The sequence below is a fragment of the Labrys miyagiensis genome, from assembly GCF_030160835.1.
Classification (GTDB): Bacteria; Pseudomonadota; Alphaproteobacteria; order Rhizobiales; family Labraceae; genus Labrys; species Labrys miyagiensis.
Genome location: NZ_BSPC01000069.1, coordinates 330,581 through 347,281 on the forward strand (window position 1 = coordinate 330,581; position 16,701 = coordinate 347,281).

Annotated in this window: 13 protein-coding genes; 6 read left to right on the forward strand and 7 right to left on the reverse strand. The window is 65.7% G+C overall.

Annotated elements, in window-relative coordinates; translation table 11 throughout:
* Positions 1-16: 16 nt before the first annotated feature.
* The 3 genes from QQL24_RS31420 to QQL24_RS31430 form a co-directional block, all read right to left on the reverse strand.
* Entirely contained in the window at positions 17-412 is a 396-nt protein-coding gene (locus tag QQL24_RS31420; RefSeq protein ID WP_284316237.1) for a DUF779 domain-containing protein, read from the reverse strand.
* 234 nt (positions 413-646) lie between these two features.
* A complete protein-coding gene (gene adh, locus QQL24_RS31425) occupies positions 647-2,164 on the reverse strand; it encodes an aldehyde dehydrogenase (protein ID WP_284316238.1) in 1,518 nt (505 codons plus the stop codon).
* 345 nt (positions 2,165-2,509) lie between these two features.
* Positions 2,510-3,493 carry a GAF domain-containing protein gene (locus QQL24_RS31430; RefSeq protein WP_284316239.1) on the reverse strand — a complete coding sequence of 328 codons (984 nt, stop codon included), beginning with the start codon at positions 3,491-3,493 and terminating at the stop codon, positions 2,510-2,512.
* 414 nt (positions 3,494-3,907) lie between these two features.
* Between QQL24_RS31430 and QQL24_RS31435 the strand changes: the two genes are divergently transcribed.
* The 3 genes from QQL24_RS31435 (at position 3,908) to QQL24_RS31445 (ending at position 8,424) form a co-directional block, all read left to right on the forward strand.
* Complete coding sequence (locus QQL24_RS31435; RefSeq protein ID WP_284316240.1) at positions 3,908-4,999, forward strand: substrate-binding domain-containing protein; 1,092 nt, start codon at positions 3,908-3,910, stop codon at positions 4,997-4,999.
* Positions 5,000-5,165: 166 nt separating this feature from the next.
* Positions 5,166-7,496 (forward strand): ABC transporter permease, encoded by a 2,331-nt coding sequence (locus tag QQL24_RS31440; RefSeq protein ID WP_284316241.1) that lies wholly within the window; start codon positions 5,166-5,168, stop codon positions 7,494-7,496.
* 127 nt (positions 7,497-7,623) lie between these two features.
* Positions 7,624-8,424: an ATP-binding cassette domain-containing protein gene (locus QQL24_RS31445; protein ID WP_284316242.1), complete on the forward strand. Its 801-nt coding sequence runs from the start codon at positions 7,624-7,626 to the stop codon at positions 8,422-8,424.
* A gap of 206 nt (positions 8,425-8,630) precedes the next feature.
* On the opposite strand, the gene QQL24_RS31450 is transcribed toward QQL24_RS31445, so the two are convergent.
* Both QQL24_RS31450 and QQL24_RS31455 read right to left on the reverse strand, forming a co-directional pair.
* Positions 8,631-9,719 carry a GntR family transcriptional regulator gene (locus tag QQL24_RS31450; protein WP_284316243.1) on the reverse strand — a complete coding sequence of 363 codons (1,089 nt, stop codon included), beginning with the start codon at positions 9,717-9,719 and terminating at the stop codon, positions 8,631-8,633.
* A gap of 395 nt (positions 9,720-10,114) precedes the next feature.
* A complete protein-coding gene (locus QQL24_RS31455; RefSeq protein WP_284316244.1) occupies positions 10,115-12,103 on the reverse strand; it encodes a hydantoinase/oxoprolinase N-terminal domain-containing protein in 1,989 nt (662 codons plus the stop codon).
* A 224-nt stretch (positions 12,104-12,327) separates the two neighbouring features.
* On the opposite strand from QQL24_RS31455, the gene QQL24_RS31460 reads away from it, so the two are divergent.
* The 3 genes from QQL24_RS31460 to trhA all read left to right on the forward strand — a co-directional run bounded on the left by QQL24_RS31460 (position 12,328) and on the right by trhA (position 14,510).
* Positions 12,328-12,477, forward strand: a complete 150-nt coding sequence (locus QQL24_RS31460) for a virulence RhuM family protein (RefSeq protein WP_284316245.1) — start codon at positions 12,328-12,330, stop codon at positions 12,475-12,477.
* 18 nt (positions 12,478-12,495) lie between these two features.
* Complete coding sequence (locus QQL24_RS31465; protein ID WP_284316246.1) at positions 12,496-12,903, forward strand: hypothetical protein; 408 nt, start codon at positions 12,496-12,498, stop codon at positions 12,901-12,903.
* A 941-nt stretch (positions 12,904-13,844) separates the two neighbouring features.
* On the forward strand, positions 13,845-14,510 hold the full coding sequence (gene trhA, locus QQL24_RS31470; RefSeq protein WP_284316247.1) for a PAQR family membrane homeostasis protein TrhA: 666 nt from the start codon (positions 13,845-13,847) through the stop codon (positions 14,508-14,510).
* Positions 14,511-14,582: 72 nt separating this feature from the next.
* Here trhA and QQL24_RS31475 read toward each other — a convergent pair whose 3' ends face one another.
* A complete protein-coding gene (locus QQL24_RS31475) occupies positions 14,583-15,026 on the reverse strand; it encodes a hypothetical protein (RefSeq protein ID WP_284316248.1) in 444 nt (147 codons plus the stop codon).
* Between the two features lie 222 nt (positions 15,027-15,248).
* Positions 15,249-16,694, reverse strand: coding sequence for an amidase (locus QQL24_RS31480; protein WP_284316249.1), 1,446 nt, complete (start codon positions 16,692-16,694; stop codon positions 15,249-15,251).
* Positions 16,695-16,701 lie beyond the last annotated feature (7 nt).

Below are 16,701 nucleotides of genomic sequence, written 5' to 3' on the forward strand. Positions count from 1 at the left end.
ACTGGTGCGCGCCTCGTCAATGCCCCATGTCGGCTCCCAGCACGGCGGGCTTCAACACGCACATCTCCTCGCCCGAGAAGGCACGGGAGCGGGTGATGAAGCGCTTCTCCGTGCCGTTGTCGAGCGAGAACATGCCGCCCCGGCCGGGCACCACGTCGATGATCAGCTGCGTGTGGGCCCAGCCGGCGAATTGCGACTGGCCGATATAGACTGGCGCCTTGCCGATGATGCCGAGCATCACGTCCCGGTCGCCGACGATGAAATCGTTCCGCGGGTAGCACATCGGGGAGGAGCCGTCGCAGCAGCCGCCCGACTGGTGGAAAAGCACCGGGCCATATTTGGCCTGCAGCGTCTCGATCAGCGCCAGCGCCGCCGGCGTCGCCATCACGCGTTCCGGGATGGTGTCGTCCATGGAGCTCTCCTGGTGGATTACAGTGCACGGGTCTTCAGTAAGAGGCATGGGAAACGTCGTCATTGCGAGCGGAGCGAAGCAATCCAGGGGCCAAAGGGGTGTCTACCGTCCCTGGATTGCTTCGCTCCGCTCGCAATGACGGATATGGACTGCCCATCGTGATTCCTGATCAAGCTCTTCTTGGTAAGGGGTAGGTGCCGGTCCGAAGACCGGCACACCGGGACAGCGTCCCCCTCAGAAGAAGCCGAGCCTCTTGGGCGAGTAGCTGACCAGCAGGTTCTTGGTCTGCTGGTAGTGGTCGAGCATCTTCTTGTGGTTCTCGCGGCCGATGCCGGACTGCTTGTAGCCGCCGAAGGCCGCATGGGCCGGATAGGCGTGGTAGCAGTTGGTCCAAACGCGCCCGGCCTGGATGGCGCGGCCGAAGCGGTAGGCTCTTGTGCCGTCGCGGGTCCAGATGCCGGCGCCGAGGCCATAGAGCGTGTCATTGGCGATGGAGAGTGCCTCCTCGTCGTCCTTGAAGGTGGTCACCGAGACGACGGGCCCGAAGATCTCCTCCTGGAAGATGCGCATCTTGTTGTTGCCCTTGAACACGGTCGGCTTGACGTAGTAGCCGCCGGCGAGGTCTCCGGGCAGGTTGTTGCGCTCGCCGCCCGTCAGCACTTCGGCGCCTTCCTGGCGGCCGATGTCGAAATAGCTGAGAATCTTTTCGAGCTGCTCGGAAGAGGCCTGCGCGCCGATCATGGTGGCGGGATCGAGCGGGTCGCCCTGCGTGATGGCGTGTACGCGCTTCAGCGCCTTCTCCATGAAGCGGTCATAGATGCTCTCGTGGATGAGGGCGCGGCTGGGGCAGGTGCAGACCTCGCCCTGGTTGAGCGCGAACATGACGAAGCCTTCGATGGCCTTGTCGAGGAAATCGTCATCCTCGCTGGCGACATCCTTGAAGAAGATGTTGGGCGACTTGCCGCCGAGCTCCAGCGTGACGGGGATGAGGTTCTGGCTGGCATATTGCATGATCAGCCGGCCTGTCGTGGTCTCGCCGGTGAAGGCGATCTTGGCGATGCGGTTGGAGGAGGCGAGCGGCTTGCCGGCTTCCAGGCCGAAGCCGTTGACGATGTTGAGCACGCCGGGCGGCAGGATGTCGGCGATCAGTTCGGCGAGAACGAGGATGGAGGCCGGAGTCTGCTCGGCCGGTTTGATGACGACGCAATTGCCGGCGGCGAGCGCAGGCGCGAGCTTCCAGATCGCCATCAGCAGCGGGAAGTTCCAGGGAATGATCTGGCCGACCACGCCGAGCGGCTCATGGAAATGATAGGCGATGGTGTCGTGGTCGATCTCGGAGATGCCGCCTTCCTGGGCGCGGAGGACGCCAGCGAAATAGCGGAAATGATCGACGCCGAGCGGCAAGTCGGCGGCCGTGCTTTCGCGGATCGGCTTGCCATTGTCCCAGGTTTCGGCGAGGGCGAGGGTGGGCAGGTTGTCCTCGATCACCTGGGCGATGCGCAGGAGGAGCAGCGAGCGCTCGGCGGCGCTGGTGCGGCCCCAGGCGTCCTTGGCCTTGTGGGCAGCGTCGAGCGCGAGCTCGACGTCCTTGGCGTCCGAGCGCGCGATCTCGCAAAGCACGCGGCCATTGATGGGCGAGGTATTCTCGAAATACTGGCCGCCGACGGGCTCGATCCATTGGCCGCCGATGAAATTGCCGTAACGCTTCTTGAACAGCGTTCCGGGCGAGCGGACGGTTTCAGGCTTGTTCATGCGAAGTCTCCTCCTTGATGCGCGCCATGATGCGGCGTCGTCCGTGGGGAGGATGGGACGGAAGGGGCGGGCTGTCAGGGTGGGGCGGGGCGATCGGTGCGGGGAAGTGTCTCAGGGCTGAGACAGGTTGTTTGGAAAAAAGGGCGCGACATAAGCCTCCCCCACGAAGCTGGGGGAGGTGGCATTGCGAAGCAATGACGGAGGGGGTGTGGTCAGGATAGGCGCGGGAAACGAGACTAAATTTCCGCTTCGCGTGCCCTGTCCTGACCACACCCCCTCCGAGCCGGCTTCGCCGGCCCACCTCCCCCAGCTTCGTGGGGGAGGCTTCGCGGCGCGCCCTTTTCCTTATGTTTCCCGCCCCACGCCCAACCTATCCAGCTTCCTGTGCATCGTTGCGCGACTGATGCCGAGCGACCTTGCGGCCGCCGACACATTGCCCTTCGCCCGCGACAGCGCCTGGCGCACAGCCGCCCGCTCCGCGCTGGCCAGCGCCTCCTGCGGCCGGGCGCCCTCGCCGTCGAGCAGATCGCCCGCGGGGAAGGGGTTACGCAGGCGCTCGTCCGTCAGGCCGTAGGCGAGGCGGGCTGCGCGGCTGGCGCCGATGACGAGGTCTTCGCGGTCGACAGCGAGCAGCCCCGCGGGGCCGCTGCCAATGTCCGGCCCGATCAGGATGCGGGCGTCGCGAAAGGTCTCGCGGAAATGGTGGGTCTCGATGCGATGCGCCGCCTCGCGCGTGGCCGAGGCCACCAGCTTCAGGATCGCCGGTGTCAGATCGGCCCGACAGGTGGAGACGTCGAGGGCGCCCATGAGCCGTCCCTGCGCATCCCAGATCGGCGCCACCGTGCAGCTCAGCCCGATGTTGCGGGTGAGGAAATGCTCGTCGCGATGAATGGTGAGTGCCCGCCCCTCGGCGATGCAGGTGCCGACGCCGTTGGTGCCCTCGCTCTTTTCGCTCCACACCATGCCGGTCCACAGGCCGACGGCGCGGAAATCGGCATCGTCCCCCACCATGCCGCGCCGGTCGAGCGGCACGCCAGCGCCATCGGTGAGCAGCACGCAGCAGCCGGCATCGCCCACCGACTGGAAGAGGCGGTCGAGCGTGCCCTGCGCCAGGCGCACCAGCAGTTCCATGCGGTCGTAGGCGGAGCGGAACTCGGAATGCGTCAGGCCTCGCGGCGGAGGCGCATTGTCGGGATCGAGGCCGTAATGGGTGAGCGAGCGCGACCACGAGGCCGCCACCGCCGAATGAGCACTGGCGCTTCCATCGTTGAGGATCGCATAGACGTGGTCCGCATGATGCGCGCGGCCCGCGTTACCCTTTCCCGGCATTCGCTCCGCCCTCCGCATGCATTCGGGTCTCGGGGACCATCGACGCGGTTGAGGTATCATCCGACTGAATTCGGCGGGGTGTCAATCGGCTGGGCGAATTTAATCTGCACTCAAAGCGCTTTGGATTGAGAACCCTGGCTATTTGAGAGGCGCGCCGCGAAAGCCTCCCCCACGAAGCTGGGGGAGGCCGCGCACACAACTTGTGTGCGCTGGGGTCACGCCCCTAACCCAATCAATCGCCACTGCACGACTCAATTTGTTCAGACATATGGAAGTCGTTTCATTGACATCTGCGTCAATCATACAATACAAAATGATTGCCCATCGCTGCAGGCAAAGAGCGGCGCGAGGCGGTCAGCACACGGGATAAGTGGCGGCCGGCCGGAAAGCATAAAGACACAGACGGAGGAAACCATGAAATACGGAAAATGCGCGCTCGCGCTGCTCTCGGGTGCCCTGCTCTGGGCGCCTCTCCAGGCGGGCCATGCCGCCGAAACCGGCGTGCTCTCCAAGGCCGTCGGCGGCTACACTTTCGAGGATGCGGCCAAGGAATCGCCCAACACCAAGAACTTCCACTCCAAGAAGGGCAAGCTCACCTTTGCCATCATCACCCACACCGCCGGCAACGGCTTCTTCGACCCGACCTATGTCGGCGCCAAGGTGGCGGCCGACGCCTTCGGCATCAACCTGGTGATGCTGGGTTCCGAAGCCCCGGTCGACGACATCCCGCGCGAGATCGAGATCCTCAACCAGGTGGTGCAGGATCCCACCATCGACGGCGTGATCATGACGACGCCGCAGTCGGGCGCCTATGACGATCTCGTCAAGAAGCTCGAGGCCAATGGCGTGCCGGTGGCCACCACCAATTCCTACGACCCCAACCTCTATGACCGCCTGAACATCTCGCATACCGGCCAGGATTCCTCGGCCGCCGCCATCGGTGGCGCGGCCCTCGCCAAGTGCCTGATCGACAAGAAGGTTTCCGGTGGATCGGTGATCTTCCCCTCGACGACGACGCTCGGCAACGAGGAAGTCAACCGCCGCGTCACCGCGGCTTTCGAGGCGACGGTGAAGGCGCTGAACGCAGCCGGCGTGCTTGCCAATTTCAAGGTCGACGCCGGGCCCAAGAATATCGGCATCGACGTGGACAAGGATAATGTCACCGGTTCGATCGTCTCGCTGATCGAAAGCCGCGGCGACGTCGTCGGCGCCTTCGGGGCCAACGGCTTCGTCACACCGGGCCTCGGCGACGCCATCTCCCAGAAGCAGCTCAACAACAAGATCTGCGCCTTCGGCTTCGACCTCGGCCCCAAGCAGCAGGAGCAGATCAAGACGGGCGCCCTCACCGGTTCGCTCGGGCAACAGCCCTTCCTGCAGGGCTTCTGGCCCGTGATGCAGCTCTACCTGCAGATCGACCGCGGCATCGCCGCCGCCAATCTGGACACGCGGGCCCAGCTCGTGACCAAGGACAGTCTCGGCAACGTCGGCAAGCGGTTCGAGAATTGATCGCGAGGCCTGAACGGCGGCGCGCTTCGAAAGAGGGGGCGCGCCACCGGATTTGCGCTTTGCAATATCGGCGGGGCGAGGGGAACACGACCGGCGCGCATCTTATTCGACTGTTTCATCTCGCCCAACCGCGTTAGCCTTCCCTTCGTGCCGGAGTACCGCCGCCATGAGCATATCCGCGCCAGACCAGGCCATCGGCTCGACCCACCGCTCAGGCCGTCCCTCGGCGCAGCTCGCAGGCGGCTGGGAGGCCGGCCTTCTGCTGTTCATGCTGCTGATCTACCTGGTCGGCGTCTACACCAACCCCACTTTCTTTGCTTCGGGCAGCGCTTTCGGGTCCGTGCTGCGCGATGCCGCCCGCTACGGCGTGATGGCCTGCGGCATGACCTTCGTCATCGTCGACAAGGATCTCGACCTCTCCGTCGGCTCCACCCTCGGCCTGGTCGCCACCATCTTCTCGATCTCCTACGCCCAGGCCTTCTTCGATTCCAATGTCACCACCGCCATTCTCGTCGCCATCGCCGTCGGCGTGTTCATCGGCTTCCTGAATGGCTGGCTGGTCACCGTGATGCAGGTGCCCTCCTTCATCGCCACGCTGACCATGCTGTTCATCGGGCGCGGCTTCGTGCTGGGCTTCACCGGCGGCAAGACCATCGCCTACGACACCAAGGCCCGCGGCGATTCCTGGTTCTTCCACTGGGGCGAGACCAACAGCTGGGGCGAGGCGCATGGCTTTGCCTTCAACAACCAGATCGTGATCTTCCTGGTCGTTGCCATCCTGGCCGCCATCGTACTGGCCAAGACGCGCATCGGCTACGAGACCTATGCCGTCGGCGGCAATGAGCAGGCGGCCGTCTATGCCGGCATTTCCTCGCGCTGGGTGCGCGTGCGCGCCTATGTCTTCTCGGCGCTGGCAGCCACGCTGGCCGGGCTGATGAATTGCGCGCAGAACAAGGGCATGGATTCGAGCTTCGGCGCCGGTGCCGAGCTGATCGTCATCGCCGCGACCATCGTCGGCGGCGCCTCGATCGCCGGCGGGCGCGGGCGCGTGCTCGGCGCCTGCCTCGGCGCCATACTGGTCGAGCTCATCGACGTGGTGCTGCGCCAGGGCATCCCGATCACCCGGGTCGTTCAGGTCGCCGGCATCGACATGAAGGTGCAGCAGCTGGCCCAGCTGCCGCCCGGCGCCGTGCCGGCCTTTCTCGGCCTGATGCTGCTGATGGCGGTGCTGATCGAGCCCTATGTCATGCAAAAGCGCGTGCTGGCTCGCCTGATCGCCCGACTGACCGGCCGACCAATGCCGATCTCCTTCGACAGCGGCGGCATCGCCATCTCCCAGCCGGCGACCAAGGGCACCAAATCGCAATCGCGTGGCGTGGGCGTCAAGGGTTGGCGCGCCTTCTTCTACCGCCGCGACGCCGCCGCCATCATGCTGGCCCTGGCCCTGTGGCTGGCGGGCCTCTATCTCCGGCCGGATTTCTGGGGCTCGCTCGACAACACCTTCAACCTGGCGCTGGCCTTCACCGAAATCGCCCTGCTCGCCATCGGCCTCACCTTCGTGATCGCCAACGCCGATATCGACCTCTCCGTCGGCTCGGTGCTGGCCCTCTCGGCCTCCACGGCCGCCTTCCTGATGCACGAATATGGCAGCGATCCCCTGTACGCGGTGCTCGCGGCTCTCGTGGTGGGCACGCTGGCCGGCGTCCTGAACGGGGCGCTGACCGTGCGCTTCGGCATGCCGGCCTTCGTGGCGACGCTCGGCATGTTCTACATCGCCCGCGGCATCGGCGCCTGGTTCTCGGCGGGGCGCCAGCTCTCAGGCTTTCCGGAAAGCTACACGCTGCTCGGCCGCAAGGTCATCGAACTGCTGATCTATCTGCACATGGAGCCCGGCCCAGGCTTCCTGCACAACCTCGCCGGAGCCGTTTCCGTGCAGACGGTGATCATGGCGGTGATCGCCACCATCGCCGGCATCATCCTCGGCAAGACCACCATCGGCGAGATGGTCTACGCCACCGGCGGCAACCTCAGGGCGGCGCAATATTCGGGCATCAACGTCAACCGGGTGCGCTTCCTGAGCCTGACCTTCTCGGCCTTCTGCTCGGCGCTCGCCGGCGTGATCTATGTCGCCTATTACCGCAGCTTCAACCCGTCGGCCGGCATGGGCCGCGAACTCGACGGCATCGCCTCGGTGATCATCGGCGGCGGCTCGGTGTTCGGCGGCTACGGCACCATCATCGGCTCGCTGGCCGGCGCGGCGGTGATCACGCTGATCCGCGGCCTGCTCTCGCTGCAGATCTTCCTGCCGGATGGATCCTCCTTCGTGATGCCGCAGCATTGGGTCAACGTCTTCATCGGCCTCATCCTGATCATCGCCGTGCTGGGCGACATCTGGATCCGCCAGCAGGGCATAGTTGGCGTCTGGCTCAAGGCCCTGCGACGCAAGCGCCCCTCCTCATCGGTCCCGCCGGTCGCCGACCCGGCGGCCGCGGACTAGAGCGTTTTACCTTCAGATCGAATCGCCAGGAACCGCAAAATGCATTCAATACCGACGAGTTCATCTGTGAATCCGCTCCTGCCCGAATGCATTTTGCTCTAACTGGATCAACAGACGGGAAACGCTCATGACGACCCCCGGCGCCACGCCCCTGATCGAAATGCGCAACATCAACAAGAGCTTCGGTGCCGTGCAGGCGCTGAAGGACGTCAACCTGCATCTGATGCCCGGCGAGATCCTCGGCCTGGTCGGCGACAATTCCGCCGGCAAGTCCACGCTGATGAAGGTGATGACCGGCGCTTATATCCGCGACAGCGGCGAGGTGCTGATCAACGGCCAGGAGACCCATTTCAAGGGACCGCATGACAGCCGGGCGCTCGGCGTCGAGATGATCTACCAGGACTTCGCGCTGTGCGGGAACATGGACATCGGCCAGAACATCTTCCTCGGGCGCTGGCCCAAGAAGATGGGGCTCTTCGTCAATCGCGAGAAGATGTACGCCAATGCCAGCGAGGTGCTGAAGCGCCTGAAGGTGGACGTGAATTCGGTCTACCAGAAGGTCGAGAGCCTATCGGGCGGGCGCCAGCAATCGGTGGCGATCGCGCGCGCCATTTCCTTCAATCCCAAGCTGGTGGTGCTGGACGAGCCCACCGCCAACCTCTCGGTGATGGCGACGGAGCGGCTCCTGGAGACCATGGCCGAATTGAAGCGCCAGGGCGTGGCGCAGATCATCATCTCCCACCGCATGACCGATATCTTCGAGGTGGGCGACCGCATCATGGTGCTGAAGCGCGGCCAGAATGTCGGGGATCGCTACATCAGGAACACCAGCGAGAAGGAAGTGCTCGAGCTGATCGTCTCGGGCACGCCGGAGACTAGGCTGACAGCGGAGGAGGCGGCCGCAGGCGCGCAGCTGGCGGGGGCGTAGGCTGAAGGCCGCGACGCGAGCCTCCCCCACGAAGCTGGGGGAGGTGGCCGAACGAAGTGAGGTCGGAGGGGGTGTGGCCAGGATAAGGCGCGGGAATCATTGATCTGGATATCGTTTCCAGTGCCTCTTTCCGCCCACACCCCCTCCGTCATTGCTTCGCAATGCCACCTCCCCCAGCTTCGTGGGGGAGGCTCGCGTTGCGCCCTTCACGCCGCCCCCGTACTCCCATGCAATTCCAGCACCGGCGGGTCATACACGGTGCCAAAAGCCGCCCCCGGGTTCTCCCAGCGCCAGGCCAGCCGCTTCAGCACCGTCTCCGCCGCCTGCCTACTCGGCCGCCCCGCCACCGCGAGCTTGCCCAGATGCTCGCTCTCGATATCGGGCGTGCCGACGCGAACCACGCTGACATCGCCGGGAATGGCCAGCCTCGCCTTGCCGAAGGCCTCCAGAATGCGCGCGCCGCTCTCGAAGGTGAGCAGCACCGCGGCGGTGGGGTGCTGGCCCGGGCCGCCGCGAAACAGGGCGTTGAGCGTGCCGGCGAGGTCGACATAGCCGTGATGCCCGCTGCGCGAGGGTGAGAAGACCAGCGGCGCCTCGGCTTGCGAGAGGCCGTTCCACAGGCGGTAGGCCTCGAACAGGCGGCCCAGGCGCTCGTAGAAATAGTCCGGCCGGTCCTCGACGATCCAGGCGATGCGGCGGTGGCCGAGGCGGGTGAGATGCTCGAGCACCAGGCGGGCGAGCACGCTCGGATCGTTGGAGATGGCGTCGACATCGAGTTGGTCGACGGCCCGGTTCTCGACGATGACATTGTTGCTGATCTCGCGCAGCAGAGCGAGCAGGCGTACCGGGATCACCGAGGTGCGCGGCTGCAGGATGCAGCTGTCGTAGCGCGGCCCGTCGCGCAGCATCGCCATGGCGTGCTCGGCGTCGGAATAGGTCAGCACCACCGAGGTGTGGCCCTCGGCCGTCAGGCGCTGGTGGATGGTCTGCGCGATCAGATCGCCGCGTTCATATTGCGAGTGATGGAGCAGTGTCAGCACCTGCCGCGCCGTGGCGCGGGCGGAGAGCGGCGCACGCGGGCCGACAAAGGTGCCGCGCCCGACGTGGGTGGCGACCACGCCCTCGGCGCGCAGCGCCTGCAGCGCCTGCTGCACCAGATGCTGGCTGACGCCATAGCGCGACACCAGCTCGCGCACTGTGGGCAGGCGCGAGCCGACAGGCAGGCTATCCGCCATGCGCCGCAATTCCTCGATGACGCTCACGCTGACGCCCGGCGCACCCGCCTCGTCCCCCATCGCCCTCCTCCCGAGGCCGGCCGCGTGTTGAGGAGCAGCCGCAGGGATTTGTAGCGAATGACAGGATTTTCGTCGATACAATTTTCAATCAATACAAATTATATGATGAAAATATAGGGCGCCGCTTGAGCCTCCCCCACGAAGCTGGGGGTATCCGTGACAACTTCGCGTGCGAAGTTGTCACTGGGCATTGCGAAGCAATGACGGAGGGGGTGTGGGCGGAGTGAGGTGTGGGAAACGTAAGCCCGTTGTTCCGTTTCCCGTGCCCTTTACTGACTACACCCCCTCCGAGCCGGCTTCGCCGGCCCACCTCCCCCAGCTTCGTGGGGGAGGCTTAGGCCGCGCCCTGCATCGAGGCTCGCGTCGCGCCCTGCCTCGAACGTCGCAGGTGCCTCTCACCCACTGATCCGCGGCCGCCCAGAGGCCCTTGCCGTCACCAGCGCCTCGACGAAGATCTCCCGCCCCTCCGCCACCGCCTTCTTCTGCTCCACCGCCACGCTCGTCTCCACCGCCGCCGCGCCTGCCTGTAGCGCCTCGGCCTCCGCCTGCGCCCGCGCGGTCACCTCCGCGAAGGCCAGGGCCTCGGAGATATCCGTGATGTCACGCGTACCGCCCCGGGTGAACACCCGGAAGATGCCCTCCACCGGCTGCAGCACCTTCACCTCAGCCGACACATGCACGCCGCCGACCACCGCGCCCACGGCATTGGCGACCTCGGCATGCTCCGGCACCAGCGAGGGCGCGCCGACCAGGCCGGCGATGTCGCCATAATAGGTGGCGGCCGAAGCGCCCAACCCAACCACCGGCGTCGTCAGCGACAGGCCGATGCGCACAAGCCCGCTATGGCCGTCCAGCGCCGCCGCCGCCAAGGCATGGCGGGAGAGGCCCGCCTCGCGGAAGCCGTCCTCGGCCAGCGCGCATTCGAGCAGGAACTCGGCCGAGCGACGCGTCAGCGTGGCGATGATCAGCCGAGCGAGGATATCCGGCGTCTCGGCGAAGGGCAGGCCCATGGCGTTGCGCCGGCGCGAGAATAGCAGCATGCCCTTGGCCGCCGCCTCCTTGTCCCAGGCCTGGTGCAGCCCCAGACCATGGGCGGCGTCGGAGGGCGTGAGCGAGGCCATGATGGCGAGGCGCCGGTTGACCAGGCGCTGCAACGCATTGAGCTCGCGCCGGTTCTGGATGAGCTTGTCGGCGGCCTGCGGCCCCTTCTCCAGCCGCGCCAGCACCTCGGCCTCCAGCGCCGGCAGCTCGGCCCGCGAGGGATTGAGGCGTAGCGCAAAGCGCCCGAACAGTTCGTTGGGCAGGTCGGCGCGCAATTGCCGCTCCAGCGTGCCATGCACGAGTTCGCCATGCTCGATGGCGAGCAGCGACAGCGGCACGGCGCGGCGTGGCCCGAGCTTGAGGTGGCTCTCCAGCCCGTGCTGCTCGAGCATCAGCTCGCTGTCGCCACCCAGGCCGCAGGTGCGGATGGCGATGGCCTCCACCATGGTGCGGAAGCCGCCGATCAGCGCCCCGGCCGGATCGATGCGCGGGCGCCCCTCGCGCAGCACCACGACATCGGTGGTGGTGCCGCCTATATCGGAGACCAGCGCGTCCGGCGCCCTGGCGAGGAAGGCGCCGCCCACGGCGCTGGCGGCGGGACCGGAAAAGATCGTCTCGATCGGCTTGGTCTTGGCCACCTCGGCCGCCACCAGCGAGCCATCGCCCCGCACCACCATCAGGGGCGCCGATATGCCGAGCACCGAGAGCCGGCCTTCGGTCGCCGCAATCAGGGCTTCGAGCAGATGGATGAGGCGGGCATTGAGCACGCAGGTGAGCGCCCGCTTCGGCCCGTCGAGCTTGGCCGAGAGCTCATGCCCGCAGGTGACGGGCAGCCCTGTCTCGCGGCGCAGGATCTCACGCGCGGCGATCTCGTGGGAGGGGTCGAGCACAGCAAAGCGCCCGGTGACGGCAAAGCCGGTGAGCGAGGGCGCCAGAAGCTTCACCTCCGCCGCGAGGGTGACGGCATCGAGCGGCGCGCGCTGATGGCCCATGGCATCATGCCCGCCGCCGATCAGCAGCACGGGATCCCCGCCCAGCGCCGCCTTGAGATCGGGTCGCTCCGCATCGGCGGCATCGAAGCCGATATAGACGAGCCCGACGCGCCCGCCCTGCCCCTCCACCATGGCATTGGTGGCGAGCGTGGTGGAGAGCGACACCAGCGCGATGGCGGCGGGATCGATGCGCGACTGTTCCAGCACGGCGCCAACCGCCCCGCCGACCCCGATGGCAAGGTCATGATGGGTGGTGAGGGACTTGGCTTTGGCGACGACGCCGGAGGATTCGTCGTAGAGCACGGCATCGGTGAAGGTGCCGCCTGTGTCGATGCCGAGGAGAAGGGCCATGGAGTCCGCGGGGAAAGGGGGATGTCGGGCGGTGATAGCGGAAGGTGGGGTGAGGTGGAAGGGGGTGGGCTTACGGCGCCGGCTTTATCCGGGTGCACGGGCATCTTGCCCGTTCTTGAAACGCTCACAGGATGGGAAGAACGGGCAAGATGCCCGTGCACCCGGATAGCGGCGCCATGGTGACCGTGTTATCGATTCTCCATCGATGATTTCAGGCGTGCCTCATGAGTGATAGTGACAGCGGACCGGTTCATCTCGTGGAGGATGCGGAGTCCGGCGATCGATTCCTGGTCTATGGCACTGACAAGGGCCTGAAGCTCGATATCCGCTATGAGGATGAGACCCTCTGGATGACGCAGGCCCAGATCGGGTAACTCTTCGGCCGCGACCGAATGGTTATAACCAAGCATATCAATAACATATTGGCCGAGGGAGGGTTACCTGAAGAAAGCAATGTGCAAAAAATGCACAACGATCCCCAAGCGTCAGCTTCTTTCGCCTCCGCCGTTTTCTCACCGCGATGCGCAAGCGCTCTCGTTCCCACGCCCTTTCCGGCTGGGTTGATGAAGAGACAGGGCGATGGCGGCTGCGAAGCAGCCGTGAAAGCAAGATCATGGAAGATGCAGGCCGCACTGTCGGTGCAGGCCGCCATCGCCCCGTTCCGGCTGCCTCGCCCGCTGACAAGGCGCGCAAGGCCACCTGTTTTTTCCGCCCAAAGCGTTTTGCGATTTGGCGGAATCGCCAAGAATCGCAAAGACGCGTCCAACCAAAGAGCTGGAGCAAAGAAGCGTTTCTACTGAAACGCGCTTTGCTTTAGCACAGGCGGAGGCGAGCCGGGAGCGGATGGCACGGACCATCCGAACCTGACCAGCCGGCTCGGTCAAGGGGCTCAGCGCTGCAGTCCTGGCCGGACAGTGGCATGAGCCGTCTTCACCGCATCGGCGGGACATGGGGACAAAGGCGTTGCCGGGCTCAAGCCCTTCACGCTCCGTCCCGGGATCGCGTGGCACTTCCATGGGGTGCCGATCCCGTCTGTCCCGCTCGTCACCCCTGGAGGCCGGCTTCGAGAGAAGCGTGACCGCCGCGCGCCTATCGCTTGGATAGGCACTCGGGGTGGATGGAGGCGTTCGGAGCCGGGTTGATCATACGCCGGCCGCTGACGCCTCGTTCCAGGACGGATGAGAACATGGGGATGAATGAAAGTCAACACTGGTTCTGCGTTTGTCCAATGCAATCGGATGAATGCTTTTATGGTCATCCCGTGCGCACTGCGCCACACAGTGATGTGGTGCAGTGCCCACGGGATGACCTTGAAAGCGTTCGCCCACTTACCCTGTCTTTTTGTGCTTATGCCGCCGAAGGTGGATGCTAGGCAGGGTGCTGTCGATTGATCCGGTCGCTGACGAGCGGTTTGACCGGGTAACCAAGGGATCGTTTAAGAATTAAGCGCTTTAAGCGCCGCGCCTCTCCCGCATTCCCGACACCGGCTTGCCGGTTCACTGATTTCTAACGGCCCCTAAGCGACATCAACTACCGATCTCGTTTTCTCGCGGTCGATAGATTGGGCGCACTGTCACCGCAATCCCTGCGCACCTGTCCCCGTCATTCCGTGATCCTCCGCGCCGCACTCCCACCGCCCCCCGCGCACCACGCCAAATCCTTCACTTCCAATTCACGGCGCGTGCGCCATGATGCACCTGACTTCAGAAGCAAGACGCAGGATAAGCCAGCGGAAGAGCCGATGATCAGCGCCAACCATCCCCTGCTCTCGGAGCGCCCCTATACGGGCGGCGAAATCGCGGCCGATATCGCTGTGCATGGCGTGGGCATCGCGGCGGCCATCGTTGGCGTGGCGGTTCTCCTGTGGGAGGTCGCCGGCTCCAGGGAGCCGGGGGTCGTCGCCGCGGCCGGCGTCTACGGCTTTACCCTGCTCGCCATGCTCAGCGCTTCGGCGCTCTACAATGCCTGGCCGATGGGGCGGTTGAAATGGCTCCTGCGCCGGTTCGACCTTTCCGGCATCTATCTCCTGATTGCCGGCACCTACACCCCGCTCCTCACCCAGCTTTCGAGCAAGCCGTGGGCCTGGGTCCTCGGGCTGGTGATCTGGACGGGCTCCCTCGTCGGCATTGTCCTCAAACTGTCCCTGCCCGGGCGCTTCGACAGACATGCCATCGTCATCTATCTCGCCCTCGGCTGGGTGGGGCTGGTGGCAAGCCCGCTCCTCATTGCCTCCTTCAGCGTGGAAACCCTGGCCCTTATCGTGATCGGCGGCGTGATCTATTCGCTGGGCGTGCTGTTCTACCTCTGGAACAGCCTGCGTTTCCACAACGTCATCTGGCACGGCTTCGTCTGCCTGGCCGCGATCTGCCATTATGCGGCGATCTTCCGCTCGCTTGGCGGTGTGTGACGCTGGAGGTTAAAGCGGCGGCGCACCAACGCCCCTTTTCCTCTTTCAACCGCTGTCGCGGTAGACGCCGGCTCACGGCCCTACCTTGATGACCGCCACGATGTCTTCGGAGGGGTTGTCCGGCGACTCATGGAAATCTGTGTGCAGCTTCACCGTGTCCGTCCCCACAAAACCCAGGTTTGACTGATAGTTGACCACGGCCATCGGAATGGTCTTCTGGTTGCATTTGTAGCGGGGGTTTGTCGCCGGATAGGCGGGATGAGCGGACTTGATGGCAACGGTGGCCGTGCCGTGCTGCGGCTTGCCGGTAATACTTATCGACGGCGTGGCTCCAAGCGTCGAGCAGTCAACGGTCACCTGATAGGCATCATAGATCTGCACCGATTGCCTCGATTTCGCGTGGATCGTATAGCCGGAATCACTCCTCAGACCGACCTCCGGCTGGCCATTCTGGCCCGTGCAGCCCGCGAGTCCTGCGCTGACGAGACCAGCAAGGCAAAGGTAGCCGACTTTCATTTGGATGTTTCCTTCCCCGGAGCAAAATGCATTCAGGCAGGAGAGCAGAGTTTCAGATCTACTCTTTGGTAGCAAATGCAGTTTGCGATTCTTGGTGATTCTATCTGCGATTACGGTGACAATTTACTAAAAAGCCCGCACTGGTCGTAAGCCGCATGATAAACCGCCAAACGAATCCGGAGTGAGGTATCGGCCGGTACGGCCAACACAAAAGCCCAAGCCTCAGCCTGCGAATCCCGCCACGGGGTGCGGATGTATCCACCTCCCCTCCGCCTCCAGCCGCGCCGCCAATCCCAGCAGGGTCGGCTCATGTCCCATCGGGGCGATGAGCTGGAGGGGGAGCGGCAGGCCGGCGGGGTCGTGGCCGAAGGGGAGTGTGAGGGCCGGGTGGCCGGCGATATTGGCGAGGGCGGCGAGCGGGGCGAAGGCCGCCATGCGGTTGAGGTGCAACTCGGTGTCGGGGTGATCCATCGGGAACGAGCCGAGGGGAAGCGGCGCCGAGGCGAGCATCGGAGCCAGCAGGCAATCGATATCGTCGAACAGCTCCCAAAGGTCGCGGCTGACATGCACGGCGCCGCTCAGGCTGTTCCAGAGGCCGGCGCCCGAGAGGGCCCGGCCGCGTTCGGCGAAGGCCTGGGTCAGCGGTTCGGCCCTGTGCATGTCGAGCTTCAGCTCGTCCGCGAGCGCCGCGAGATTGGCCGAGATGATATCGGCGAAGACGGCGCCGCTGCGCCTGACGCTCGCCTCGAGGCGCGGCCAGGCGAGCGGGACGAGCCGGTGACCGGCGGCCTCGAGGCTGCGCCCGGCCTCGGCAACGGCCTGAAGCCGTTCCGGCGCCGTCGGCCAGGCCAGGCCGGTGTCGGTCAGGAGGCCGATGCGAAGGCGGGCGGCGTGGCGTTCGAGGATCGGCGGGTCGGCATAGGGCCCCCAGGTATCGCCGCGCAGCGCCCGGAAGATCGCCGCCAAATCGCGCACGGAGCGGCAAACGGCGAGCTCGCTGGCAATACCGGCGAGGTGGTTGCCGAAATGCGGCCCAGAGGGCATGGCGCCGCGCGTTGCCTTCAGGCCCACCAGGCCGCAGCAGGCCGCCGGCACCCGGATCGAGCCGCCGGCATCGGTGGCGTGGGCGATGGCGACGATGCCCGAGGTGACCGCAGCCGCCGCCCCGCCCGAGGAGCCGCCGGCGATCAGGGCCGGCGCGAGGGGATTGCGGCAGAGCGGGCCCCGGGCCGGCTCGCTGGTGAGCGAGAGGCCGACCTCGGGGGTGGTGGTGAGGCCGAAGGCGCACAGGCCCGCCTGCCGGTAGCGTACCGCCAGGTCCGAGTCGGCGCCGGGGTCGGCGAGATGGTCGAAGAGATGCGAGCCAGCCCGCACGGGCAGGCCGGCGAAGGGGCCGCCGAGATCCTTGGCCAGGGTCGGAACACCGGCGAAGGGACGCGCCCGGAAGCGCTCCGGATTCTCGCGCCTCTCGCGATCCGCTACCTCGGCGGCAGCAAGGCCCAGGCCCGCGTCGAGATGGCAGACCGCACCGCAGGCATCGGCCCCGGCGGCGGCAAGCGCCACCTCCATCGCCTCGACGCAGCTCAGTTCCCCGGCCGCGATAGCGGCGGCAAGCGCCGTGGCATCGCCGACCCCGCCCGGCGGCGGCTGGATTTCGACGTGGCTCATGACAACG